Source organism: Aurantimonas sp. Leaf443, from assembly GCF_001425575.1.
GTDB lineage: Bacteria > Pseudomonadota > Alphaproteobacteria > Rhizobiales > Rhizobiaceae > Leaf443.
Genome location: NZ_LMRD01000001.1, coordinates 546,066 through 569,892 on the forward strand (window position 1 = coordinate 546,066; position 23,827 = coordinate 569,892).

Here is a 23,827-nt window from a genome sequence, read left to right on the forward strand (position 1 = left end):
CGAGGCCCGGCATCAGGTCACGCCGGCCCTCGCATAGGCTGGTCTCGGGCGTCAGGAGCGCGCGTCGATCGCGTCGGCGATCTCGTCGCTCATCTTCAGCGCCCGCACGATCAAGGGCACGCCGAGCGCGAGGAGCGACCGGTCGAGGCCGCGCGCGGCCTGCGCCTCCCGGATCTCGGCGGCGATGGCCCCGAGGAGCGGCACGAAGCGGATGGCGAGCGCGATCGCAAGTCCCACGCGGCCGGGATCGACGCCGAAGCGGCGCAGCGGGCCGAGACCGGCCTCGATCGCCTCCACGATGTCGGCGGTGCGCGTCGTCGCCGTCACGAGCGTCGCGGCGAGGAGGAGGGCCGCGAGCCGGGCCGTGAAGAGCGCCGCCGCGTGCCAGCCGCCGAACCAGACCTGCGCGAGGGCGACGAGGAGGAGGATGGGCGCGAAGGAGCGCAGCGCCCCGGCGAGGCTCCGCGGCGTCTGGCCGCCCACGGGGAAGAGGCAGAGCACGACGCCGAGCGCGAGAAGCTGCAGCGCAAGGCTCGGCACCAGGAAGAGGAGCGTGCCGAGGACGGGCAGGGCGGCGAGCTTCCATCCCGCGTGCATTCGGTGGAGGACGCTGCGGCCGGGTCTGTAGAGGCTCGCGATCATCCCGCCAGCGCCCGGTAGCGCGCGATCGCCCGGTGCGGCGCGGCGTCCTCCACGAGGCGCCCCTCGTCGAAGACGAGGACGCGCTCGAACGTCTCCAGAAGCGGCAGGTCGTGCGTGACGAGCACGACGGCCGGGCCCGCCCCCTCCACCGCCTCCATCACGCGGCGCGTGTTGCGAAGGTCGAGAAGCGTCGTCGGCTCGTCGAGGACGAGGAGGTCGGGCTCCAGCACCATGATGCCGGCAAGCGCCACGAGCTGGCGTTCGCCCCCCGAAAGCTCGTGCACGAGCCGCTCGCCGAAACCGGCCAAGCCGAAGCGCGCCAGCGCCGCCTCCACGCGCGGGCCGATCTCGGGTTTCGGCACGCCGCGATTCTTCAGCCCGAAGGCGAGGTCCTCGGCGACGCTCGGATAGACGATCTGGTGGTCCGGGTTCTGGAAAAGGAAGCCGACGCGCCGGCGCACGGCGCGCGTGTCGCGGCGCGTGTCGAGCGCACCGACGCCCACCGTGCCGCGCGTCGGCAGGAGGAGGGCGTTGAGAAGTCGGGCGAAGCTCGACTTGCCGGACCCGTTGGCGCCCACCACGCCGACGCGCCGCTCTGAAATGTCGAGCGTAAGGTCCGAGAGGACGGTCCGCCCGCCCCGGTCGAGGCCGACGCCCGAGAGGCGGAGCCTCACGCCCGGCGGGCGTCGGCGCCCGCGAGCGGATAGGACCGCGCCACCGCGACGGCGATCGCGGCCGCGACGCCGGCCTTGACGAGATCGCCGGGGATGAAGGCGAGCGAGCCCATCGCGGCCTTGTCGAGCGGCACGCCGGCGACGAGCGTGATGCCGGGGATGCCGCAGGCATAGAGCACGACCACGCCGCCCGCGACCGCCGCGAGAAAGGCGGGCACGAAGGTCAGCTGCGGCAGGAAGCGCTCGGTGAGGGCGCCGGTCACGAAGGCGGCCGGCAGCCAGCCGAGGAAGAAGCCGACGGTCGGGCCGGCGAGCACGGCGAGCCCGCCGCGACCGCCGGAGAGGAGCGGCAGGCCGGCGAGGACGAGGACGATCAGCAGCAGAACCGCCAGCGTGCCGCGCCTCGCGCCGAGCAGCCCGCCGGCCAGCATCACGCCCATGGACTGCGCCGTGATGGGCACGCCGATCGCGGGCAGCGTCAGCGGCGGGAAGGCGCCGAGCACCGCGATGACGGCGGCGAAGAGGGCGATGAGCACGAGGTCGCGCGTGGCCATGGTCGTCGGATCCCTGAAGTCGCCCGCGCGAAGGCGCTCGCGCGAGGATGGCGCTTCTCAAACCGGATCGTCCGCCGGAGGTCAATCGCTCCGGCGCGGTCCGGCCGAGCTTCTCAGATCGCCGCCGCCTCGGCCTCGGCGATGTAGATCTCACGCAGGCGCTTGGCATGCGGGCCGGGCGCGCCGTCGCCGATCGCCGCGCCGTCGATGGAGACGACGGGCATCACGAAGGTGGAGGCGGAGGTGATGAAGGCCTCGCGCGCGGCCTTGGCCTCCTCGATCGTGAAGGGGCGCTCCTCCACCGTCAGCCCGTCCTCGGCCGCAAGGCGCAGCACGCTGACGCGCGTGATGCCGGGCAGGATGGCGGAAGAGAGCGGGCGCGTCACCAGCGTGGCGTCCTGCGTGACGATATAGGCGTTGTTGGAGGAGCCTTCGGTCACGAAGCCGTCCTCCACCATCCACGCGTCGTCCGCGCCGCGCGCCTTGGCCTCCATCTTGGCCATGGACGGATAGAGGAGCTGCACGGTCTTGATGTCGCGCCGCGCCCAGCGAAGGTCCGGCAGGGAGACGACCTTCATGCCGGTCGCGGCCATCGGCCGCTCGCGCAGGGCCGCCTTCTGCGTGAAGAGGACGAGCGAGGGTTTCGTGCCCGCGGCGGGATAGGCGAAGTCGCGGTCGGCCGCCCCGCGCGTCACCTGCAGGTAGACCATGCCCTCCTCGACGCCGTTGCGGGTCACCAGTTCGCGATGGATGGCGAGGATCTCCTCCTCGTCCGCCGGCGCCTCCATCGAGAGCGCCGCCAGCGACCGTCTCAGCCGCGCCATATGGGCATGGAAGTCGATCAGCCGGCCGGCGAGCACGCTCGTCACCTCGTAGACGCCGTCGGCGAACAGGAAGCCGCGGTCGAACACGGAGACCGTGGCCTCTTCCTCGGGCCGGTAGGCGCCGTTGACGTAGACGGTGCGGGACATGCGGTGCTCGCTTGCGTGGGAGACGGATCCCGGCTGAATACGACGGGCAGGGCGGCCTTGGAAGAGCCGCCGCGACAGGGAAGGACAGGACGCATGACCGAGACCCCGATCGTCATCGAGGAACGCGAGGGCCGCGTCGCGGTGCTGCGCCTCAACCGGCCCGAGGCGCTGAACGCGCTGAACGCGGCCGTCATGGCGGAGATCGTCGCCCGGACGGCGCGGCTCGACGCCGATCCCGAGATCGGCGCCATCCTCCTCACCGGGTCGCAGAAGGCCTTCGCCGCCGGGGCGGACATCAAGGAGATGGAGAACGCGGCCGCCATGGACCTCATCCTGGGCGACTGGTTCGCCGGCTGGGAGGCGCTGGAGCGGGTGCGCACGCCCATGGTCGCCGCCGTCTCGGGCTTCGCGCTCGGCGGCGGCTGCGAACTCGCCATGATGTGCGACCTCATCATCGCCGGCGAGGATGCGAGGTTCGGCCAGCCCGAGATCCGGCTCGGCGTCATTCCCGGCATGGGCGGCTCGCAGCGCCTGACGCGGTCGGTCGGCAAGTACAAGGCGATGGACATGATCCTCACCGGCCGCATGATCGACGCGGCGGAGGCCGAGCGGATCGGGCTCGTCTCGCGCGTCGTTCCCTCCGACGAGACGTTCACCGAGGCGATGAAGGCCGCGCAGGTGATCGCCGGCTTCTCCAAGCCCGCGGCCCTATTCGCCAAGGAGGCGACCAATCGCAGCTTCGAGACGGGCCTTCGCGAAGGCCTCCTGCACGAGCGGCGCCTCTTCCAGGCGCTCTTCTCGGGCGAGGACCGCAAGGAGGGCATGGCGGCCTTCCGCGAGAAGCGCAAGGCCGAGTTCAGGCACCGCTGATCGCGCGCTCAAGCCCGGCGGGCGTCCCTTCACGGGGCCGCCGGCCGGCGCGCAGCCGTCGCATCGCGGCAGAAGCCCGGGACGACCCTCACAGACGCGAAAGGCCCCGGCGCGCGAGACGCCGGGGCCTTCCGTTCTGCGATGGCCCGTGCGGCGCGGCCGGGCCGCGCCGCGAGAGGCGCCTTACTTGGCGGCGACGTAGTCGTACTTGCCGGCCTTCCACTCGTAGACGACGTAGCCGGGCAGCGTGACGTCGCCCTTGTCGTCGAACTTGAGGTCGCCGATCACGGTCGGGAACGTGCCCGAGGAGAGCTGCTCGACCACGGGGGCGAAATCGGTGGACTTCGCCTTGTTGGCGGCCTCGGCCCAGGCCTGGATCGCGGCGTAGGAGTAGAGCACGTAGCCCTCGGCCGTCTGGCCCTTCTTCTCGAGCTCGGCGACGACCGGCTGCGCCACCGCGTTCTTGCGCGGATCGGGCGAGAAGGTCATCAGCGTGCCTTCGCCGGCATCGCCGGTGATGGCCCAGTACTCGTCGGTCACGATGCCGTCGCCCGACATGATGACGGCGTTCATGCCCTGCTCTTTCATCTGGCGCGCGATGAGGCCGGCTTCCGTGTGGTAGCCGCCGACATAGACGAGCGAGACGCCGGCATTCTTCATCTTGGTGACGAGCGCGGTATAGTCCTTCTCGCCGGCCGTGTAGGACTCGACGAGGACCGGCTTCTTGCCGGCGGCCTCGTAGAACTTCTGCGTCTGGTCGGCGAGGCCCTTGCCGTAGGCCGACTTGTCGTTCAGCACGGCGACCTTGGCGTCGGGGAAGTTGTCGGCCATGTACTTGCCGGCGACCTCGCCCTGCTGGTCGTCACGCCCGCACACGCGGAAGATGCCGTTGCCGGGGCGCTTGTCGGTGAAGTCGGGATTGGTCGAGGCCGGCGAGATCTCGACGATCTCCTCCTCGGCATAGACCTGGCTGGCCGGGATCGAGGAGCCCGAGCAGAAGTGACCGGCCACGAAGGATACGCCTTCCGAGGCGAAGTTGTTGGCAACGGCCACGGCCTGCTTGGGGTCGCACGCATCGTCGCCGACCGAGAGCTTCAGCATCTCGCCGTTCACGCCGCCCTTGGCGTTGATGTCGGCCACCGCCTGCTCGGCGCCGATCTTCAGCTGCTGGCCGAAGCTCGCGTACTGGCCCGTCATCGGACCGGCGACGCCGATCGTGATCTCCGCGAAGGCAGCGCCGGCGAAGAGCAGGTTCAGTGCGGCACCGGCGAGGAGTGCTTTCTTCATGTCAATCTTCCCTGTTGCAGAGGTCTCGGGCGGCTGAAGGACGGCCGCGGCCAGAAGCCTGGAATTCCACGTCCCCGTGGAGAGTAAAGACCGATTCCCGGCGGCTTGGAAGGGCGCGCCGGGCATTTTTCAAGGGGTGCCGCGCCCCTTACGCGCGGCGCTCCAGGAAACCGTATTGGCGTGCCATCTGGCGGCTGCGCATGAGGCTGCGCCCGGCCGCCGCGATGGCCAGGAGGACGACATAGTCGACGAGCGCGTAGTGGAGCGCGGTGCCGAGCGTCGAGACGGGCAGGAAGAACGAGCCGCCGAACAGGCTGAAATGGATGAACCGCACGGCGACCGTCAGGAGCAGGATGTAGAAGGCCATCAGCCCCCAGCCGCTCCAGGTCAGCGCCGTCGAGCGGCCGACCATCCAGGCCCCGCCGCCGCCCAGGATGACCGTGACGAAGAGGAACTCGGCGATCGAGACTTCCCAGAGAAGTGCCATTTCGGGCTGCATCAGTGTGCTCCTCCCTCGAGATAGGCCGCGCGCACTTCCGGCCGGGCGAGAAGCTCGCGCCCCGTGCCCGCCATGGTGATCGCGCCGTTGACCATCACGTAGCCGCGATGGGCGAGGCGAAGGGCGTGGAAGGCATTCTGCTCGACGAGGAACACGGTCAGCCCCTCGTTGCGGTTCAGTTCGCGGATCACCTCGAAGATCTGCTTGACGATGAGCGGGGCGAGGCCGAGCGAGGGCTCGTCCAGGAGCAGGAGCTTCGGCCGGCTCATCAGCGCCCTTCCGATGGCCAGCATCTGCTGCTCGCCGCCCGAAAGCGTGCCGCCGCGCTGCCCGCGCCGTTCCTTCAGGCGCGGAAACAGCGTGAAGACGCGGGCGAGATCGTCCTCGAAATTCGCCTCGTCCTGCAGGATGGCGCCCATCTGCAGGTTCTCCAGCACCGTCATGCGGGCGAAGATGCGCCGCCCCTCGGGCGACTGGGCGATCTCCTTGGACATGATCTGATGCGTGGGCATCTGCGTGATGTCCTCGCCGCGATAGACGATCTGGCCGCTGCGGGCCCGCGGGTTGCCGCAGATCGTCATCATCAGCGTCGACTTGCCGGCGCCGTTGGCGCCGATGATCGTGACGATCTCGCCCTCGTTCACGTCGAGATCGACGCCGCGCAGCGCCTGGATCTTGCCGTAGAAGGTCTCGACGCCGCGGATCGTCAGCAGCGGCTGGGCGGTCGAGGGCAGGGGGGAGACGGCGCTCATAGGACCGCTCCCGTGCCGCCGGTGCCCCTATCCCCGTGGCGGATCGCGCCGTCGACATCGCCCGTCGCCAGCTTCTCCTCCACGGTCTCCACCTCCTCGTCGTCGACGCCCAGATAGGCCGCGATGACCTTGGGGTCTGTGCGCACGGCCTGCGGGCCGCCGTCGGCGATCTTCTTGCCGTAGTCGAGCACGATCACGTGGTCGGAAATCTCCATGACGACGCCCATGTCGTGTTCGATGAGGAGGATCGAGACGCCCTCCTGATCGCGAATGGAGCGCAGAAGCGTGTTGAGTTCGCCCGATTCGCGCGGGTTGAGGCCGGCGGCGGGTTCGTCGAGGCACAGGAGCACCGGATTGGTGCACATGGCGCGCGCGATCTCCAGGCGCCGCTGCGCGCCGTAGGAGAGATCGGCCGCCGGGTCGTCGGCGCGGTCGAGAAGCGCGGTGCGGCGCAGCCAGTCGATGGCCAGATCCTTGGCGGCGGCGGCGGCCCGGCGATAGCCGGGCAGGCCGAGAAGCCCGCCGATCGTCATGCCCGACGCGCGCATCAGCTTGTTGTGCTGGGCGACGAGGAGATTCTCCAGCACCGTCATGCCGCCGAAGAGGCGGATGTTCTGGAAGGTGCGCGCGACGCCCGCGACCTCCGTGATGCGGAAGTCCGCCATGCGCTCCAGGAGGAACACGGTGCGGTCCTTGGGGTCGTACTGGTTGCCGGTCCTGGTCAGCGCCGAGATCGTGTCGCGCGCCACGTCGCGCCCGCGCCGCAGGGCCATGCGGCCCTCGGTCGGCTTGTAGAAGCCGGTGACGCAGTTGAAGACGGTCGTCTTGCCCGCGCCGTTCGGCCCGATCAGCGCGGTGATGTCGCCGCGCCCGACATTGAAGGAGAGGCTGTCGACGGCCGTCAGGCCGCCGAAGCGCATGGTCAGGTTCTCGACGGACAGGACCGGGTCGAGCATCCAGCGATCGGTTTCCTTCAGCATCAGTGGCCCTCGCCCTGGGCGACGAGATCGGCGCCGATCTTCTTCTTTTCCTTGTAGATCGCCGACGGGGATCGCGAGGAGACGAGACCTCTCGGCTTCCAGACCATGATGACGATCATGGCGATGCCGAAGATCAGCATGCGATACTGCGTCGGGTCGAAGTCCTGGCCGAACACCTCCTTGAGGATGGTGAGATTGCGCAGGAGCTCGATGCCGCCGATCATCACCACGGAGGCGATGACGACGCCGAGCTGGGAGCCCAGGCCCCCGAGCACCACGATGGCGAGGATGATCGCCGATTCGATGAAGGTGAAGCTCTCCGGGCTGATGAAGCCCTGGCGCGTGGCGAAGAACGAGCCGGCGAAGCCGCCGAACATGGCGCCCGTGGCGAACGCGGTGAGCTTCACGTTGGTCGTGTTGATGCCGAGCGAGCGGCAGGCGATCTCGTCCTCGCGCAGGGCCTCCCAGGCTCGGCCGACCGGCAGCTTGCGAAGCCGCATCGTCACGAAGTTGGTGAGGAGCGCCAGCACCAGGATGATGTAGTAGAGGAAGATGAAGCGCTGGACCGGCGAGTATTCGATGCCGAAGAAGGCGGAGAACGAGCCTTCGCCGCGGCCGAAGTCGAGGCCGAACAGCGTCGGCTTGGGGATGTTGAGGAGCCCGTTCGGCCCACCCGTGAAGTCGGCCCAGTTGAGCAGCACGACGCGGATGATCTCGCCGAAGGCGAGCGTCACGATGGCGAGATAGTCGCCCCGCAGGCGCAGCACCGGAAAGCCCAGCATGATGCCCCAGAGGGCCGCGAAGAGGCCGGCCATGGGCAGGCAGACCCAGAAGCCGAGATCGAAGTTGATCGACAGGAGTGCGAAGGAATAGGCGCCGACCGCGTAGAAGGCGACGTAGCCGAGGTCGAGGAGACCGGCGAGGCCGACGACGATGTTCAGGCCCCATCCCAGCATCACATAGGTGAGGATGAGGATGGAGAGGTCGATCAGGTAGCGGCTGCGGCCCGGCACGAGGCTGGTCAGCAGGAAAGGCAGCGTCAGCGCGACGAGAAGAAGGACGACGCCGAGCACCTTGCCCGGCGTGATGCGCCGCGCCTTCGTCACGCCCGTGTTCCTGCGCGTCAGGCGCTGCGTCAGCGGCGTCTCGGCGTGGAACAGGAAGTAGGAGGCCAGGAACCGGGCACCGAAGGCGATCGCGATCCAGGTGATCCAGAGCCCGGGGCGCATGGTCAGCGTGAGGCCGCCGATCGCGATGTCGGAGCGCACCAGGAAGAAGAAGAAGGTGAGGATGGCCACGATGCCGGCCGTGATGGCCGCTTCCTTCAGGGAGGCGGCCAGGCGGCTGTCGGGGGTGCGGGCGGGCGTCATGCCGCGCGCGGCGTCGCCGCGCGCCTCAGCGGCGCGTTCGGCGCCTTCGGGCCTGTTGGAGAGGGCCGGGGTCACGTCGCTCATCGTCAGACCTTCTCCACTTCCGGCCGGCCGAGAAGGCCGGAGGGCAGGAAGATCAGGACGATGGCGAGGATCGAGAAGGCCGCGACATCCTTGTATTCCACCGAGAAGTAGCCCGACCAGAAGGTCTCGATGAGGCCGATCGCAAGACCGCCCAGCATGGCGCCCGGCAGCGAGCCGATGCCGCCGAGGACGGCCGCGGTGAAGGCCTTCACGCCGGCGAGGAAGCCGATGTAGAAGTCGATCACGCCATAGTAGAGCATGTACATCGTGCCCGCGACCGCCGCGAGCGAGGCGCCCATGATGAAGGTGAGCGAGATCGTGCGGTCGACGTCGACGCCCAGCAGCGAGGCCATCTTCTGGTCCTGCTCGCAGGCGCGCTGCTGGCGGCCGAGCGAGGTCTTCGAGATCAGGAAGGAGAAGCCGATCATCAGCGCGATCGTCAGGCCGATGATGATGAGCTGCATGTAGGAGATCTGCACCGAGGAGCCGCCGCCGTCGAGGCTGACGAGGCTGATGCCGCCCTGGATCTGCGGGGGCAGCGGCTTCACGCGCGCCCCTTGCGTCACCTGCACGAAGTTCTGGATGAAGATCGACATGCCGATGGCGGTGATGAGCGGCGCGAGGCGGAAGGAGCCGCGCAGCGGCCGGTAGGCCACGCGCTCGATCGTCCAGCCCCAGAGCGCGGTGCACAGCATCGCCACGACGATGATGATGAGAAGCACGAGCGGCAGGAAGGTGATGCCGAGGGCGCTCAGCGCCAGGAAGGCGGTGAGGGCGACGAAGGAGCCCAGCATGAAGACCTCGCCATGGGCGAAGTTGATCATGCCGATGATGCCGTAGACCATCGTATAGCCGATGGCGATCAGACCGTAGATCGACCCGAGGGTCAGGCCGTTGATCAGCTGTTGCAGGAAGTAATCCATCGCGTGCCCGTTTCTCGGTGCTTCTGGGGTCCCGTCATGGCGGGAGGGCCGGTCATGCGTCAGGAAGGCCGGCTTTTGTGCACGATCATTTTCATAGCATGGGCGGGCGCGCAAGCGGCCTTCGTCACGGCGAATGCGCAATGCACAGACGCCGCGTTCACGCGACTGCGGCGAAGTTTGGTCCGATTCCAGACTGGCTTGCCGCCCGGCCGCGGGGCCGATACTCTCCGAGCCCTGTGGCAGGGCGCGAGGAGGCGCCGGGCCGCACGACCTCGGGAGCGGCAATTGACGGCGAAGGGCGCGACGGACCTTTCCCGCGGGCAGTACGGCGTGCGCACGGCCATGTATCACGGTGGCGACGCGGCCGAGCTCGCCGCCTGCGCCGCCGCGCTCGCCGAAGGGGGCGAGCACGCGCTGCTCCTCGTCTTCTTCGATCCGGGGTTCGACGCCGCCGATCTCGGCACGCGCCTGAAGCTCCAGCTCGACGTGCCCTGGCAGATCTGCTGCTCCACCGCCGGCGGCCTTTCGCCGCTGGGCTATGTCGAGGGCGGCGCGGCGATCCTCCTCTTCGAGGCCGAAGCCTTCGCGGCGATGGGCGCCGTCGTGCCGCATGTCGCGGACGGGGCGCTGGAGGCCGGCGCCGAGATCGCCCGGGAACTGCGCGCACGGTTCGACCGCGAGACGGCGGGGCGATCGGCCCATGGCGGCGGCCCGCTGGCTTTGTGTCTCGTCGACGGGCTGTCGAACCAGGAGGAGACGGTCGTCGCCGCCTTCGACGCCGTCCTCTCCGACATCCCGCTGGTCGGCGGCTCGGCCGGAGACAGGTCCGCCTTCCGCGCCGCCTCGCTCGTTCTCGACGGCCGCGTCCACCGCAACGCGGCGATCCTCTGCCTCCTGTGGAGCGACCTGCCGTTCCGCATCTTCAAGTCCGACCATTTCGAGCCGACGCGCACCCGCCTCGTCGTCACCGGCTGCGATCCCGACCGGCGCCTCGTTACCGGCCTCAACGGGGCGCCGGCGGCGGAGGAATACGCCACCGTCCTCGGCCTCGACCCGCTCGGGCTCGACCGCTTCTCCTTCGCCGCCTATCCCGTCGTGGTGCGCATCGGCGGCGAGCACTATTGCCGCTCCATCCGCAGCGTGGAGGCCGAGGGACTCACCTTCTTCTGCGCCGTGGAGGAGGGGATCGTGCTGACGCTGGCGCGCTCGCGCGACATGGTGGGCGCGCTGCGCGAGACCTTGAGCGCGGTGTCGCGGGACCTCGGCGGCATCGCCCTCGTCCTCGGCTTCGACTGCATCCTGCGCCGCGTGGAGGCCGAGCAGCGCCAGCTCGGGCGCCGCCTCGCGGAGGTCTTCGACGAGTTCAACGTCATCGGCTTCACGAGCTACGGCGAACAGTATCGCGCCATGCATCTCAACCAGACCTTCACCGGCGTCGCCTTCGGGCGGCCGGGCGCCGCCCTTCGCGAGGCGGCCGAATGACGGGCGAGGCCGGCGGCATCGTTCTGGGCACGCTCGGGCCCATCGGCGAGGATCCGCGCCCGGAGCGCGACAGCGAGGCCGTGCGCCGGCTGGAACTCGTCAACACCGCCCTGATGCGCCGCGTCGAGCAGGTGACCGACCGCCAGGCCAACGCCTATTCGCTGTTCGAGACCGCGATCCATCTCGAGGCGCAGGTGCGAAAGCGCACCGGCGAACTCAGCCAGGCGCTGAAGCGCGTCGAGCAGACGAGCCGCGAGAACGTCGCCGCCCGCGAGGCCGCGGACCTCGCCAACCGCTCGAAGACCAAGTTCCTGGCCGCCGCCGGCCACGACGTGCTGCAGCCGCTGAACGCGGCCCGCCTCTCGCTCTCCGCGCTCGAGGCCTCCGGCATCCCGCCCGAGGGCCGGCGCTTCGCCGCCTCGATCGACAAGGCGCTCGACACGATGGAGGAGCTGATCTCCAGCGTCCTCGACATCGCGCGGCTGGATGCCGGCGCGATGAAGCCCGAATTCTCCGACGTCGCGCTCGACGAACTCCTGGAGAGCGTGGCGGCCGAGTTCGAGCCGCTCGCCCATCGCAAGGGTCTCGTCATCCGCACGGCCGGCCCGCGCGTCCACGTGCGCTCCGACCCCGCGCTCCTGAAGCGCCTCGTCTCCAATCTCGTCTCCAACGCCATCCGCTACACGGTGTCGGGCGGCGTCCTCGTCGGCACGCGCCGGCGCGGCGAGATGGTGCGGCTGGACGTGTGCGACACGGGCATCGGCATCGCGCCCGACCAGTACGAGCCGATCTTCCAGGAGTTCCACCGCGGGCGCGTGGCCGGCAATCCGGAGGTCGCGCACGGGGCCGGGCTCGGGCTCGGGCTCTCCATCGTGCGGCGCCTCGCCGAGGCGCTCGGGCACAGTCTCGACTTCCGCTCCGTGGAGGGGCGCGGCACGGTCTTCTCGCTGACGCTGCGGGGTCTGGCCGACCGTCCGCGCGCCGCCCCGCCCCCGCCGTCCACCATCCGCCCCTCGGGCTTCGGCCTCGCCTATCTGAAGGTTCTCGTCGTCGAGAACGAGCCGGACGTGATGCAGGCGACGCTGGCGCTGCTCGAGCGCTGGTCCTGCACGGTGCGCACGGCGCAGGACATGCGCCAGGCGCTGGAGGTGATGACGCGCGAGCGCTTCCGGCCGGACATGATCCTCGCCGACCACCGGCTCGACGGCGGACAGGTGGGGCTCGACGTGGTGGAGGCCGTGCGCGCCATGACCGGACGGGCTCTCCCGGCGATCGTTCTGACGGCGGACTATTCGGAGGCGACGGCCCGGCTCGTGGCGGCGAGCGGCTGCGAGCTCCTGCGAAAGCCGGTCAAGCCCGCCGAACTGCGTGCTCTGCTCGCCCATCTGGCCGCCTGAGGGCGAGCCCCCGCCGCCGCGTCAGGCGCCGCCATGGGTGATCTGGTCGAAGTCCAGCTTGGCGATCTCGATCACCGCCTGCGTGCGGCTGAAAACGTTGAGCTTGCGCAGGATCTCCGAGACATGCGCCTTGACGGTCGTCTCGCCGACGCCGAGCTCGTAGGCGATCTGCTTGTTGAGGAGCCCTTGGCGGATCATGCCGAGCACCTTCAGCTGCTGCGGCGTCAGCGAGGCGACGCGGGCGGGCAGGGCGCTCTCGGCGCCGCCCGTCTCGGCCGGCATCAGCCCGTCGGGCACGTAGACCGATCCGGCGAGCACTTCCGTGATGGCGGCGGCCAGATGCAGCTTCTTGGCCGATTTCGAGACGAAACCCGCGACACCGTAGGAGAGGACCTGTCGCACGATCTTCGGATCGTCGAGCGCCGAGACGACGAGGAGCGGCAGGCGCGGAAACCGGCCGCGCAGCTCCAGGAGCCCCTCGAAACCGGAGACGCCCGGCATGGTGAGGTCGAGTAGGGCGACGTCGAAACCGGCCTCCGCGCTTTCCAGCGCCTCAATCGCCTCCTCGATGGACGCGGCCTCCACGATCTCCGCCCCCGGCACCGCCGCGTCCACCGCCATGCGCAGCGCCTCGCGGAAGAGCGGGTGGTCGTCGATGATGAGGAGACGGTTCACGGGCGGCCTCGGTCTCGCCGGACGCCGCCCACGAAGGCGTCGTTCGAAGCCTCCAAGGCTTACGGCAGGGCCGGCGCGCGGGACAAGTGGTCTTTGGTCGTGGAGCCGGGCCGGTCCGGCCGGCGGCGATGCGTCAGAACCGCGCTTTCGGCATCGGGTGGGGCGCGTCGATGCGCGCCTCCATGGCCGCGACCTCTCCCGGGGCGGCGGAGCGGAGCGCGGGACCCGGTATGGCCCCCGGCATGGTCCCCGCGCTCGGCCCCTGCATGGCGTCGAAGGAGGGATCGTCCTCCTCCGGGTCCACCGCGCCGCGCCGTTCCAGCCATTTGGCGACGAGCCACCACAGGAAGGCCCAGGCCGCGCCCGCCGTCCAGCCGGCCAGGACGTCCGTCGGCCAGTGCACGCCGAGATAGACGCGGCTGACCCCGACGAGCACGGTGATGACCGCCGCCATCGCGATGAGATAGGCCTTCACCGCCCGCCGCCGCTGCACGCGCGCGAGGAGGGTCGCGAGCGTCAGATAGGTCACCGCCGACATCATCGCGTGGCCGCTCGGGAAGGAGCGGGTGTAGACGATGGAGCCGTGCGGCACGAGGTCGGGACGCGGCCGGTCGAAGCCCCATTTCAGGAGCTGGCTCATAAGGAAGCCGCTGCCGATGGCCGCGAGCACTAGGAGCATGGAGCGCCGGTTGCCGCGGAACCAGAGGAACAGGGCGACCGATATCGTGACGAAGATGAGAACGCCCGTGCCCCCGAAGGCGGTGGCGTCGCGGCCGATCTCCTCCACCCAGCCCGGCCCGATCGGATCGCTCGGATCGACGGGATTGCGCAGGGCAAGCAGGATCTCCGTGTCGAACCCGTGCGTGTCGCCCTCCACGACCTCGCCGGCGATCGAGACGAAGACCCATATGGCGGCCATCACCGTGAGGACGGCGAGCAGCGTCCACAGTTCGACGCGGTTCCGGATGAAGCTGGCGATCGTGGAAAGCTGCATGCGCGTCGTCCATCGGGGCGGCGGAAGCCTGGGCGCCTTCATATAGCGGCGGCGCGCGCCGAAAGTAGCGGCGACAGCCCGGTTGAAACGACGCTTTCGCACGGGCGAGGGCCCGCCCTCACGGCGCGGCGCGGTAGCGGTCGAGAAAGGCCGTGTCGAGTGAGGTCTTCCAGGCGAGAACCGCGCGCCCGCGCAGCGACAGGCCCCATTTGTCCGCGATCGCCCGTCCGTCCGCCGTCGACAGGATGACGAGCCAGTTCTTCTGCGGGCGGAAGGCGGCAAGGGGGGCGCCGCGATGCAGGGCCCTCAGGTTGGCGGCGAGCACCGGCCCGGCCCGCACGGCGAAGACCCCGGCCTTCGGCCTGGGATCGGCCAGCGCCGCCGCGTCCCCCGCCGCCAGGACGTCTCGATGCGACGTCGAGACGAGGCGGCGGTCGACGGCGACGAAGCCGTCCGCGTCGAGCGCGAGGCCGCTGTCGCGAAGGAGCGGCGGGGGCGCGCTGGCGGTGGCGTAGAGCACGTGATCGGCCGCGAGCCGCCGCCCGTCCCGCGCGAGAAGAGCGCCCTCCGCCTCCTGCGCCACGTCGAAGCCGGGGACGAGGCGGATGCCGCGCTCGGCGAGAAGGGCGAGGATGCGTCGCCGCGTCGAGGCCGCCCGGCCGGGCAGGATGCCATCGCTCCGGCCGACGAGCGTCAGCCGTGCCTCGCGGCTCCGCAGGCGCGCCCGAAGCGCCAGGACGAGCTCGACGCCCGCCGCGCCGGCGCCGACCACCGCGACCTCCACGGCGTGCGGCGAGGCCTCGATGGCCGCGACCATCGCGTTGACCCGCTCGGCGAAGCGGGCGATGGGCTTGGCGGCGATCCCGCGCGCCCCCTCCGGCACGTCCGGCACCGCGCCGATGTCGATCGACAGGAGGTCGTAGGCGATGGTCTCGCCGTTCGACAGCGTCACGCGCCGGCCCCCGGCGTCGATTGCGCTGGCGCGGGCAAGGCTCAGCCGCGCGCCGGCCCGGGCCGCGAGCGGCGCGACGCAGACCGAGAGCGCCTCGAAGCCGATCCGCCCCTCGACCAGCGCCGGCAGCAGGCCCGAATAGGGCGTGCGCGGATCGGGCGTGACGAGATGGAGGGCGAGCCCCGGCTCGGGCCTGTCCGCGAAGGCCTTCAGCACCTCCAGATGCGCGTGGCCGGCCCCGAGAAGAACGAGGCGGGTCGTGGTCGGGGCGGGTGGAGGGGCGTCTGTCACCGCCCCAAACTGGCGCGCGCGGCGGCCACGGCGAGCCCAAGGGGCGATGCGGCGGGCCGGCCCCGAGTTGACAAGCCGGCGGCGCGGCCCGAGGAGGCGCGGGCGCCGCGCCCCTTCCGGGCGCGCGGCCGGAAAGACGCAAAGGACCGCCAGCGTGGAACTCGACGACAGGACGATCGGGATCGTCGGCCTCGGCTATGTCGGCCTGCCGCTGGCGGCCGAGTTCGCGCGGCGCCGGCCCGTCCTCGGCTTCGACCGCGATCCCGCCCGCATCGCCGCCCTTCGCGCCGGCTTCGACGCGACGGGCGAGGTGGAGGCCGGCGACCTTTCGGCTCTGCACGAGACGCTGCGCTTTTCCCACGATCCCGCCGATCTCGCGGCCTGCGGCATCTTCATCGTCTGCGTGCCGACGCCGGTCGATGCCGCCAAGCGACCCGATCTCGGGCCCCTGATCGCGGCCTGCGAGACGGTCGGGCGCGCGATGGGCGAGGGCGCCGTGGTGGTGTTCGAATCCACCGTCTATCCCGGCTGCACCGAGGAGGTCTGCGTCCCGATCCTGGAGCGCCTCTCGGGCCTTGCCTTCAACGAGGGCTTCTTCTGCGGCTACAGTCCCGAGCGCGTCAATCCGGGCGACCGGCGCCACCGCATCCCCGACATCGTCAAGGTCACCAGCGGCTCGACGCCGCAGGCGGCGGAGGCGATCGACCGGCTCTACGCCGCGATCGTGCCGGCCGGCACGCACCGCGCCGCCTCGATCCGCGTCGCCGAGGCCGCCAAGGTCATCGAGAACACCCAGCGCGATCTCAACATCGCCCTGATGAACGAGCTCGCCCTCATCTTCCACCGGCTCGGCATCGACACGGTGGAGGTGCTGGAGGCGGCCGGCACGAAATGGAACTTCCTCCCCTTCCGCCCCGGCCTCGTCGGCGGCCACTGCATCGGGGTCGATCCCTACTACCTCACCCACAAGGCGCAGGAGGTCGGCTACTATCCGGAGGTCATCCTGTCCGGCCGGCGCATCAACGACGGCGTCGGCGCCCATGTCGCAGACCGCGTCGTCAAGCTCATGCTGGAGCGTCGCATCGCCGCCTTCGAGGCGCGCGTCCTCGTCCTCGGCCTCGCCTTCAAGGAGAACTGCCGCGACACGCGCAATTCGCGCGTCGTCGACACGGTGCGCGCGCTGGAGGGTTTCCATGCGGCCGTCGAGGTCTTCGACCCTTGCGTCGACGCCGCGGACGCCGCCGCCCGCTACGGCCTCACGATGCGCGAGAGCCTCGCCGGCGCGGGCCTCTACGACGGCGTCGTCCTCGCCGTCGCCCATGACGAGTTCCGCGCGATGGGCGCGGCCGGCATCCGCGCGCTCCTGAAGCCCGGCGGGGTTCTCTTCGACGTGAAGGCGATGCTGCCGCTTTCGCAATCCGACGGACGGCTTTGACAGGGGCGTCCGCTTTTGGAAGGACGAGGCATGAACACGCTCCTCACCGGCCATGCCGGCTTCATCGGCTTCCACACCGCCCGTCGGCTTCTCGAACGCGGCGACCCCTTGGTCGGGATCGACAGCGTCAACGACTATTACGACCCCGCGCTCAAGCGCGCGCGGCTCGCCATCCTCGCCGAGACGGCGGCGCGCACCGGCACGCCCTATCGCAGCGTCGAGGGGAACCTCGCCGACCGCGCCCTCGTCGAGGGCCTGTTCGAGACGGGCGGCTTCGAGCGCGTCATCAATCTCGCCGCGCAGGCCGGTGTGCGCCATTCGCTCGTCGACCCCTACGCCTATGTCGAGAGCAACGTCCTCGGCTTCACCACGCTTCTCGAGGGCTGCCGGCATGCCGGCGTGAAGCACCTCACCTTCGCCTCCACCAGCAGCGTCTACGGCGCCAACCGCAGCCTGCCCTTCCGCGAGGATGCGGGCGCCGACCATCCGATCCAGTTCTACGCCGCCACCAAGCGCGGCAACGAGCTGATGGCCCATTCCTACGCCCATCTCTTCGGCCTGCCGGTCACGGGCCTGCGCTTCTTCACGGTCTACGGGCCCTGGGGACGGCCCGACATGGCGCTGTTCAAGTTCACCCGCGCGATTCTCGAGGACCGGCCGATCGACGTCTTCAACGGCGGCCACCACACGCGCGACTTCACCTATGTCGACGACATCGTGGAAGGGGTCCTGCGCGTCAGCGACCGGCCGGCGGCGCCGGACCCGGCCTTTGACGCCATGGCTCCGACGCCCGCGACGAGCGCCGCGCCCTACCGCATCCTCAACATCGGCAACAACGCGCCCGTCGAGCTCAACGCCTATATCGACGCGCTGGAGGAGGCGCTCGGCCGCAAGGCCCGGCGCAATCTCCTGCCGCTGCAGCCGGGCGACGTGCCCGACACCTTCGCCGACGTCTCGCGGCTGGAAGCCGTCGTCGGCACCTGGCCGCGCGTCTCCGTGACGGAGGGCATCGCCCGTTTCGTCGACTGGTATCGCCGCTTCTACGGGGTCTGAGACCGGACGAAGTACTCCGCTCCCGCCGCCGGCCCGACGCCGGAGCCGGGGATCGGCGCGCGAGCGCTGGACGGTCCGGCCTCGGCCGGCGCCCGGCGCAGAGTACCCCGTCTCCCTCGTTGACGCTCGCGGACGCACGGCAATCCTGACGCCGGGAGGTGCGGACCATGCGTGACGATGCGATGACCGAACGGATCGGGACGGTCGAAGGGTTCTTCGGCCTGGAACGGGAATGGGAGGATCTGGCCGACGGCTTCGCTTTGCCGACGCTGCGCCACGCCTTCAACGCCGCCGCTCTCGCGGCCCATGGCGGTCGTGCCCGGCTGGCGATTCTCGTGGCGAGGCGGCACGGGGCGGTCGTCGGAATCGCGCCGCTGCGCGAGGCGGGGACCGCGCTGGCGCCCCGGCTCGAACTGATCGGCCACGAACTGCACGAGCCGGCGGGCTTTCTCTTCCGCGACCGGGCGGCGCTCGGTGCTTTGGTGACGGCGGCCGTCGGCCTCGGCCGTCCCATGCGGCTCGCCCGGCTCGCGGCCGACGGGCCGGAACTCGCGCTCTTCTCCGAACTGTCGAGCCGCTACGGCTTCACGGTGAGGAGCGACGGGGGCGCGACGCTGGGCGTGCCGCTCGGCGGGGGACCGGAGGCGATCCTTCGCGGGATGACGGCCGAGCGCCGCGCCAAGATGCGCCGCTGCCTGTCGCGCCTCCAGAAGGCGGCGGACGTGCGATTCGAGGCCCTGGCGCCGTCTGCGCGCGAGGTCCCGGATCTGTTGGCCGAGTTCCTGCGGCTGGAGGCCGCGGGGTGGAAGGGGCGGGCGGGAAGCGCGATCCTCCACGATCGCTGGAAGGAGGCCTTCTTCCGCGACTACGCCACGCGGACCGCGGCAGAGGGGACGCTGCGTCTCTATGGGCTGCGGGCCGACGGCGCGCTGATCGCCGCGCGTTTCGCGGTGAGAGGCGCCAACCGTCTCCACGAGTTCAAGATCGCCTATGACGAGGCCTGGGGGCGTTTCGCGCCGGGCCTGCTTCTCACCCAAGAGACCCTGTGCCTTGCCGCCGCCGAGGGGCTGGAGCGCCACGAGTTCCTCGGCCGCGCCGCCGACTGGGAGCGGAACTGGTCCCACGAGAGCCGGGAGTTCACGACCTTGCGCTTCTACCCGTTCGCCATCGAGAGCCTCGGCACGCTGACGGGAGAACTCGCCGACCTCCTGCGCCCGCGCACCGCCCGTCCGAACCTGATCCTGCCGCTGGGCTGAGGCGCCCGCCGCGCCGGGCAGGGGTATCCGCAGATCTCACAGGTCGTCTTCGACGTCCTCGCTCTCTTCCGTCTCTTCCGTTTCGGCGTCTTCTTCCGCGTCGGCATCGACATGGCGCGTGGAGCCCCAGCGGTCGAGGACGGCGTTGATGGCGTCGACGACGAAGAACCGCGCGGCATCGCGGTCGTAGCCCTCGTCGAGCAGCGCGTCGTAGTCGGTGTGCTGGTGGCGCACATGCGCGACGGCGGCCAGCCAGAGCGCGGTCGCCGGCGGCAGGGCGCGCAGGTGCCGGGCGCGCGCCGCCTCGCGGATCGCTTCCGCGTCGAGGAAGGGCGCGCGCGGGATCGTGGCGGTGAGGGCGCGGGCGATCTTCTTCTGGCGGTCGGTCGCCATCGTCGCCTCAGCCCTCGGGCGGCGCGTCGACGGACGGGAAATAGGGCTTGATGTCGAGGAGCGGCGTCCCGTCGAGCACGTCCACCGCGTCGATCTCCAGCCGTCCCCGGCTGGCATCGATCGAAAGGATCTCCACCAGATGCAGCCCGATCGGGTTCGGCCGCACCGGCGAGCGCAGCGTGAACGTGCCGCGCGGCGCCTCGGCATGGCGGGGCATCTGCACGGCGAGATCGCGCCGCGCCCGGTCGAGCCAAGTCAAAAGGAAGACGCGCGTGCCGGGCGCAAGCCCCACCAGCGCCTCGGCGAACGGCGCGTCCACATGCACGATCGCCTTCTCGCCGCGCTCGCGCGCCTCGCGCAGGTTCTTCGGGCAGGCCCTGCGCTCCTTCCAGGGCGAGAGGACGCGCCCGATGAAGACGAGGCCGGCATCGTCCGGGTCGGGGAGGGGGCGGGAGAAGGGGCGTTCGCCGGGGCGAATCGCCTCGGCGCTGTCGGGAAGGCGTTCCATGGCCGGACAGTGGCCCCTCGCGCCGCCGCCGTCGAGGGGCCGTCGCGTCGGATGGCAGGGAGGCGGCGCGAGAGCGCTTAGGCTTTCGGCAACCGCATCGGCGCATTTCGCTTGCGCCATGAAGCTCCATCACATAAACATATCTTTATATTCAAACGGACATCCCATGCTCGATACGCCGACGCTCCCCTTCGATCGCCTCGTCGATGCCCTCAAGGCGGTCGGCGAGCCGACGCGTCTGCGCCTCGTGCGTCTCATCGCCCGCAGCGACCTTTCGGTCAGCGACCTGACGACGATCCTCGGCCAGTCGCAGCCGCGCGTCTCGCGCCACCTGCGCCTTCTCACCGATTGCGGCATCCTGGAGCGCTATCAGGAGGGCGCCTTCGCCTATTTCCGGCTCTGCGAGGAACCGGTCGTGGCCGGGCTTGTGCGCACGCTGAGCGCCCATGTCGACGAGCAGGACCCGGCGATCCAGCGCGACCGGGAGAGGCTGGAGCGCGTGCGCGAGGAGCGCGCCGCGCGCGCGGCCGACTATTTCGCCCGCAACGCCGCGCAATGGGGGCGGCTGCGCGGCCTGCACGCGCCGGAGGCCGAGGTCGAGGCGGCGCTCGGCGAGGCGCTCGGCCCGCGGCGCGTCAATGCGCTTCTCGACGTCGGCACGGGAACGGGGCGCATCCTGGAACTCCTGGCGCCGCTCTGCGAACGCGCCGTCGGCATCGACGCCTCGCGCGAGATGCTGGCCGTCGCCCGCTCCAATCTCGACGCGGCGGGCGTCGCCAACGCGCTGGTGCGCCAGGGCGACGTCTACGCCCTGCCGATCCAGCGCGAGGCCTTCGACCTCGTGACGCTGCACCAGGTGCTGCATTATCTCGACGATCCGGCCGCCGCCGTGGCCGAGGCCGCGCGCGCCCTTTCGCCGGGCGGGCGCCTCGCCATCGTCGATTTCGCGCCCCATGCGCTGGAGTTCCTGCGCAGCGAGCACGCGCATCTGCGTCTCGGCTTCTCCGACGAGACCGTCTCCGGCTATCTCGAGGATGCGGGCCTCGAACTCCTGTCCGTGCGCCATCTCGCCCCCTCGGGCCCCGGCGCCGACCGCCTCACCGTCACCATCTGGATCGCCGAGGATCCGCGCCGCCTGATGGCCGCGGACAAGGCCGCCACCCCCTCCCTCGTTGCCTGAAAGCCCGTCATGAGCACGACCGCCGAAAAGCCCGACATCGCCGTCTCCTTCGAGTTCTTTCCGCCCAAGAGCGAGCGCATGGAGGAGAATCTCTGGCGCTCGATCGAGCGCCTGGCGCCCCTGTCGCCGAGCTTCGTGTCGGTCACCTACGGCGCCGGCGGCTCGACGCGCGAGCGCACGCACCACACGGTGAAGCGCATCCTGGAGGAGACGGCGCTCGTGCCGGCGGCCCATCTCACCTGCGTCGACGCCACGCGCGAGGACGTGGCCGAGGTGGCCGAGGCCTATTGGAACACCGGCGTTCGCCATCTCGTGGCGCTGCGCGGCGACAGCCAGGCCGGCGTCGGCGGCGCCTATGTCGCGCACGAGGGCGGCTATCGCAACGCGGTCGAACTCGTCGCCGGCCTGAAGGCGCTGCGCGACTTCGAGATTTCCGTGTCGGCCTATCCGGAGAAGCATCCCGAGAGCTCGGACTTCGCCACCGACATCGACCTCCTGAAGCGGAAGGTCGACAATGGCGCGACGCGCGCCATCACGCAGTTCTTCTTCGACAACGACGTCTACGAGCGCTTCGTGGAACGCGTTCGCCGCGCCGGCATCTACGTGCCGATCGTCCCCGGCATCGTGCCGATCCACGACTTCACCAAGGTCGCGCGCTTCTCGAAGGCCACCGGCGCCTCGATCCCCGACTGGCTCGCCAAGCGCTTCGAGGGGCTGGAGGAGGACGAGCAGACGCGCGCCCACGTGGCGGCCGCCGTCTGCGCCGAGCAGGTCCTGGACCTCAAGGCGCGCGGCATCTCGGACTTCCATTTCTACACGATGAACCGGGCCGATCTCGTCTATTCGATCTGCCACATCCTCGGCCTGCGGGCCGCCCGCTCGGACACGCGGAGCGCCGCGGCGGCCTGACGTGCTCGGTACATTCGACCCGTCGACGTCGGGCGGTCTGCCCCCGAACATGACGAAGCCGGGGTCGGGCCCCGGCTTCCTGCGGTCCGGCTGACGCAGCGCCGGCGGGACGATGTCGTCCGCGACGCGCCTATGGCAGGATGCCGGCGACGAGAGCGCCGATGAAGACGAATGCGGCGCAGACGAGGATGAGTTCGAGCGGACGCGTGATGGCCATGCCTTCGGCTCCCTCCGGGTTACGACGTAAGCGCACATTAACCGAGCTTAAGAAGCCGTAAAGGCCCCTTCGTCGCTGCGCTGCGGCGGCCGCCCCTCGTCCGATCGGGAAGGGCGAACGATTAGAAGGGCATGCGGGCCGCTAACCGTATCGCCGAAATTCTCACGCCCCGTCTTCGAATGTATCGCCGCGTGATCGCATCGGCGCCGATCAGCGGCGGGCGGCGAGTCGCTCGAGGAGATCGGCGACGAGAAGCGCCTCGCGGTCGCGCCCGAACCGCGTGACGATGGAAAGGCCGAGCGGCATCCCGTTCGAGGCGGCAAAGCCCGGCACGTTGACCCCCGGCGTGCCGGCCAGCGTCCAGACCCGGCTCATCGCGGCGTCTCCGGTGGAGGCGAGGCCCAGCGGCGCCACGCCGAAGGCGGAGGGCAGGAGCAGCGCGTCGAGATCGCCGAAGAGCGCCGTCGCCGCCTTGCGCCCGCGCCGGGCGAGCGAGCGCGCGGCGTCGTAGGCCTGCGGGGTGATCGTGGCGCCGCGCCTCAGGATGGCGGCGACGCCGGGCTTCAGCTGCGCCTCGCCCACCATGCGCTCGTGGAAGAGCGCGTGCGCGGCCTCGAAATCCTGCACGTCCGGCTGGGCGGCCAGCGCGGCGGAGAGCGCCTCCGGCTCTTCGACGTCCACGAGACTGGCGCCGGCCGATTCCAGCAGTCGACCCGCCTCCTCGCGTGCGGCCGCCATCTCCGGTTCGAGCCTTGCGTCGAGCGCGCTGCGATAGAGCCCGATGCGAAGGCCCGAGGCGTCGGCAAGGGGGGCGACGGCGAGCTCGCGGCCGGTGATCGCGGCCGCGAGGAAGGCCACGTCCGCGACGCTCGCGGCGAAGAGCCCGGCCGTGTCGAGCGACCAGGAGAAGCACTTGACGCCGATGGTCGGAAGAAGCCGGAAGGAGGGCTTATAGCCGGCGACGCCGCAGAAGGCGGCCGGGCGCACGATCGAACCGGCGGTCTGCGTGCCGAAGGCGCCCGCCACGAGCCCTGCGGCGACCGCCGCCGCCGAGCCCGAGGAGGAGCCGCCGGGCGTGCGGGCGACATCGTGCGGGTTCACCGTCTCGGCGGGGTCGATGGAGGCGAATTCCGTCGTCGCCGTCTTGCCGAGGATCGCCGCCCCTTTCGCCCGCGCCATGGCGACGAGCGAGGCGTCCGCCGCCGGACGGTGGCCGCGATAGAGCGTCGAGCCGTATTGCGTCGGCATGTCGGCGGTGTCGTAGATGTCCTTCACCCCGAGCGCGATGCCGGCCAGCGGCCCTTCCGCGCGCGCCGCGGCCGCGACCGAGGCGTCCGGGGCGAGCGCGACGAAGGCCTTCAGCTCGCCGTCGAGCGCCGCGATCGCCTCGCCGGCCTTAGCGAGGAGGCGGGCGGGCGTCGTCTGCCCGGCCTCGACGGCGGCGCGTTGCTTCAGGGCGGAGAGGGGACGGCCGATCAC

Annotated in this window: 24 protein-coding genes; 8 read left to right on the forward strand and 16 right to left on the reverse strand. The window is 70.6% G+C overall.

Annotation, left to right across the window (positions count from 1 at the left end; all coding sequences use genetic code 11):
* Positions 1-51: 51 nt before the first annotated feature.
* From ASG48_RS02440 to ASG48_RS02455, 4 genes are all read right to left on the reverse strand, one after another.
* Positions 52-642, reverse strand: coding sequence for an energy-coupling factor transporter transmembrane protein EcfT (locus ASG48_RS02440; protein ID WP_055844612.1), 591 nt, complete (start codon positions 640-642; stop codon positions 52-54).
* Entirely contained in the window at positions 639-1,316 is a 678-nt protein-coding gene (locus ASG48_RS02445; protein WP_055844617.1) for an ABC transporter ATP-binding protein, read from the reverse strand. Before ASG48_RS02445 ends, ASG48_RS02440 begins: the two co-directional genes overlap by 4 nt.
* Positions 1,313-1,870 (reverse strand): biotin transporter BioY, encoded by a 558-nt coding sequence (locus ASG48_RS02450; protein ID WP_055844620.1) that lies wholly within the window; start codon positions 1,868-1,870, stop codon positions 1,313-1,315. Before ASG48_RS02450 ends, ASG48_RS02445 begins: the two co-directional genes overlap by 4 nt.
* A gap of 113 nt (positions 1,871-1,983) precedes the next feature.
* Complete coding sequence (locus tag ASG48_RS02455; protein WP_055844622.1) at positions 1,984-2,841, reverse strand: D-amino-acid transaminase; 858 nt, start codon at positions 2,839-2,841, stop codon at positions 1,984-1,986.
* 93 nt (positions 2,842-2,934) lie between these two features.
* Between ASG48_RS02455 and ASG48_RS02460 the strand changes: the two genes are divergently transcribed.
* On the forward strand, positions 2,935-3,711 hold the full coding sequence (locus ASG48_RS02460) for an enoyl-CoA hydratase (RefSeq protein ID WP_055844625.1): 777 nt from the start codon (positions 2,935-2,937) through the stop codon (positions 3,709-3,711).
* Between the two features lie 183 nt (positions 3,712-3,894).
* Here ASG48_RS02460 and ASG48_RS02465 read toward each other — a convergent pair whose 3' ends face one another.
* The 6 genes from ASG48_RS02465 to ASG48_RS02490 form a co-directional block, all read right to left on the reverse strand.
* Positions 3,895-4,998, reverse strand: coding sequence for a branched-chain amino acid ABC transporter substrate-binding protein (locus ASG48_RS02465; RefSeq protein WP_055844628.1), 1,104 nt, complete (start codon positions 4,996-4,998; stop codon positions 3,895-3,897).
* Between the two features lie 148 nt (positions 4,999-5,146).
* A complete protein-coding gene (locus tag ASG48_RS02470) occupies positions 5,147-5,497 on the reverse strand; it encodes a DUF6867 family protein (RefSeq protein WP_055844631.1) in 351 nt (116 codons plus the stop codon).
* On the reverse strand, positions 5,497-6,249 hold the full coding sequence (locus ASG48_RS02475; RefSeq protein WP_055844636.1) for an ABC transporter ATP-binding protein: 753 nt from the start codon (positions 6,247-6,249) through the stop codon (positions 5,497-5,499). The genes ASG48_RS02470 and ASG48_RS02475 overlap by 1 nt, the downstream gene beginning before the upstream one ends.
* On the reverse strand, positions 6,246-7,229 hold the full coding sequence (locus tag ASG48_RS02480; RefSeq protein ID WP_055844639.1) for an ABC transporter ATP-binding protein: 984 nt from the start codon (positions 7,227-7,229) through the stop codon (positions 6,246-6,248). Before ASG48_RS02480 ends, ASG48_RS02475 begins: the two co-directional genes overlap by 4 nt.
* The gene (gene livM, locus ASG48_RS02485) at positions 7,229-8,683 is read right to left on the reverse strand and encodes a high-affinity branched-chain amino acid ABC transporter permease LivM (protein WP_055844642.1); all 1,455 of its coding nucleotides are present in this window, start codon (positions 8,681-8,683) and stop codon (positions 7,229-7,231) included. The genes ASG48_RS02480 and livM overlap by 1 nt, the downstream gene beginning before the upstream one ends.
* Before the next feature lie 2 nt (positions 8,684-8,685).
* Complete coding sequence (locus ASG48_RS02490; RefSeq protein ID WP_055844645.1) at positions 8,686-9,606, reverse strand: branched-chain amino acid ABC transporter permease; 921 nt, start codon at positions 9,604-9,606, stop codon at positions 8,686-8,688.
* 285 nt (positions 9,607-9,891) lie between these two features.
* Between ASG48_RS02490 and ASG48_RS02495 the strand changes: the two genes are divergently transcribed.
* The gene (locus tag ASG48_RS02495; RefSeq protein ID WP_162243891.1) at positions 9,892-11,088 is read left to right on the forward strand and encodes an FIST N-terminal domain-containing protein; all 1,197 of its coding nucleotides are present in this window, start codon (positions 9,892-9,894) and stop codon (positions 11,086-11,088) included.
* Positions 11,085-12,485 (forward strand): hybrid sensor histidine kinase/response regulator, encoded by a 1,401-nt coding sequence (locus ASG48_RS02500; protein ID WP_055844648.1) that lies wholly within the window; start codon positions 11,085-11,087, stop codon positions 12,483-12,485. The genes ASG48_RS02495 and ASG48_RS02500 overlap by 4 nt, the downstream gene beginning before the upstream one ends.
* A gap of 21 nt (positions 12,486-12,506) precedes the next feature.
* Here ASG48_RS02500 and ASG48_RS02505 read toward each other — a convergent pair whose 3' ends face one another.
* The 3 genes from ASG48_RS02505 to ASG48_RS02515 all read right to left on the reverse strand — a co-directional run bounded on the left by ASG48_RS02505 (position 12,507) and on the right by ASG48_RS02515 (position 15,397).
* Positions 12,507-13,160: a response regulator transcription factor gene (locus tag ASG48_RS02505; RefSeq protein WP_055844650.1), complete on the reverse strand. Its 654-nt coding sequence runs from the start codon at positions 13,158-13,160 to the stop codon at positions 12,507-12,509.
* Positions 13,161-13,293: 133 nt separating this feature from the next.
* A complete protein-coding gene (locus ASG48_RS02510; protein ID WP_082529177.1) occupies positions 13,294-14,154 on the reverse strand; it encodes a phosphatase PAP2 family protein in 861 nt (286 codons plus the stop codon).
* Positions 14,155-14,272: 118 nt separating this feature from the next.
* Entirely contained in the window at positions 14,273-15,397 is a 1,125-nt protein-coding gene (locus ASG48_RS02515) for an FAD-dependent oxidoreductase (RefSeq protein ID WP_055844653.1), read from the reverse strand.
* A 154-nt stretch (positions 15,398-15,551) separates the two neighbouring features.
* On the opposite strand from ASG48_RS02515, the gene ASG48_RS02520 reads away from it, so the two are divergent.
* From ASG48_RS02520 to ASG48_RS02530, 3 genes are all read left to right on the forward strand, one after another.
* Positions 15,552-16,832: a nucleotide sugar dehydrogenase gene (locus tag ASG48_RS02520; protein WP_055844655.1), complete on the forward strand. Its 1,281-nt coding sequence runs from the start codon at positions 15,552-15,554 to the stop codon at positions 16,830-16,832.
* Between the two features lie 30 nt (positions 16,833-16,862).
* A complete protein-coding gene (locus ASG48_RS02525) occupies positions 16,863-17,885 on the forward strand; it encodes an NAD-dependent epimerase (protein ID WP_055844658.1) in 1,023 nt (340 codons plus the stop codon).
* Between the two features lie 167 nt (positions 17,886-18,052).
* Positions 18,053-19,141: a GNAT family N-acetyltransferase gene (locus ASG48_RS02530; RefSeq protein WP_082529180.1), complete on the forward strand. Its 1,089-nt coding sequence runs from the start codon at positions 18,053-18,055 to the stop codon at positions 19,139-19,141.
* 36 nt (positions 19,142-19,177) lie between these two features.
* Here the strand turns inward: ASG48_RS02530 and ASG48_RS02535 are convergent, their stop codons facing one another.
* Complete coding sequence (locus ASG48_RS02535) at positions 19,178-19,534, reverse strand: DUF2293 domain-containing protein (protein ID WP_055844663.1); 357 nt, start codon at positions 19,532-19,534, stop codon at positions 19,178-19,180.
* Between the two features lie 7 nt (positions 19,535-19,541).
* A complete protein-coding gene (tsaA, locus tag ASG48_RS02540) occupies positions 19,542-20,042 on the reverse strand; it encodes a tRNA (N6-threonylcarbamoyladenosine(37)-N6)-methyltransferase TrmO (protein ID WP_055844666.1) in 501 nt (166 codons plus the stop codon).
* A gap of 166 nt (positions 20,043-20,208) precedes the next feature.
* On the opposite strand from tsaA, the gene ASG48_RS02545 reads away from it, so the two are divergent.
* Both ASG48_RS02545 and metF read left to right on the forward strand, forming a co-directional pair.
* The gene (locus ASG48_RS02545) at positions 20,209-21,222 is read left to right on the forward strand and encodes a metalloregulator ArsR/SmtB family transcription factor (RefSeq protein ID WP_055844669.1); all 1,014 of its coding nucleotides are present in this window, start codon (positions 20,209-20,211) and stop codon (positions 21,220-21,222) included.
* Positions 21,223-21,231: 9 nt separating this feature from the next.
* Entirely contained in the window at positions 21,232-22,131 is a 900-nt protein-coding gene (metF, locus tag ASG48_RS02550; RefSeq protein WP_055844672.1) for a methylenetetrahydrofolate reductase [NAD(P)H], read from the forward strand.
* Between the two features lie 427 nt (positions 22,132-22,558).
* Here metF and ASG48_RS02555 read toward each other — a convergent pair whose 3' ends face one another.
* The gene (locus tag ASG48_RS02555) at positions 22,559-23,827 is read right to left on the reverse strand and encodes an amidase (protein WP_348271109.1); all 1,269 of its coding nucleotides are present in this window, start codon (positions 23,825-23,827) and stop codon (positions 22,559-22,561) included.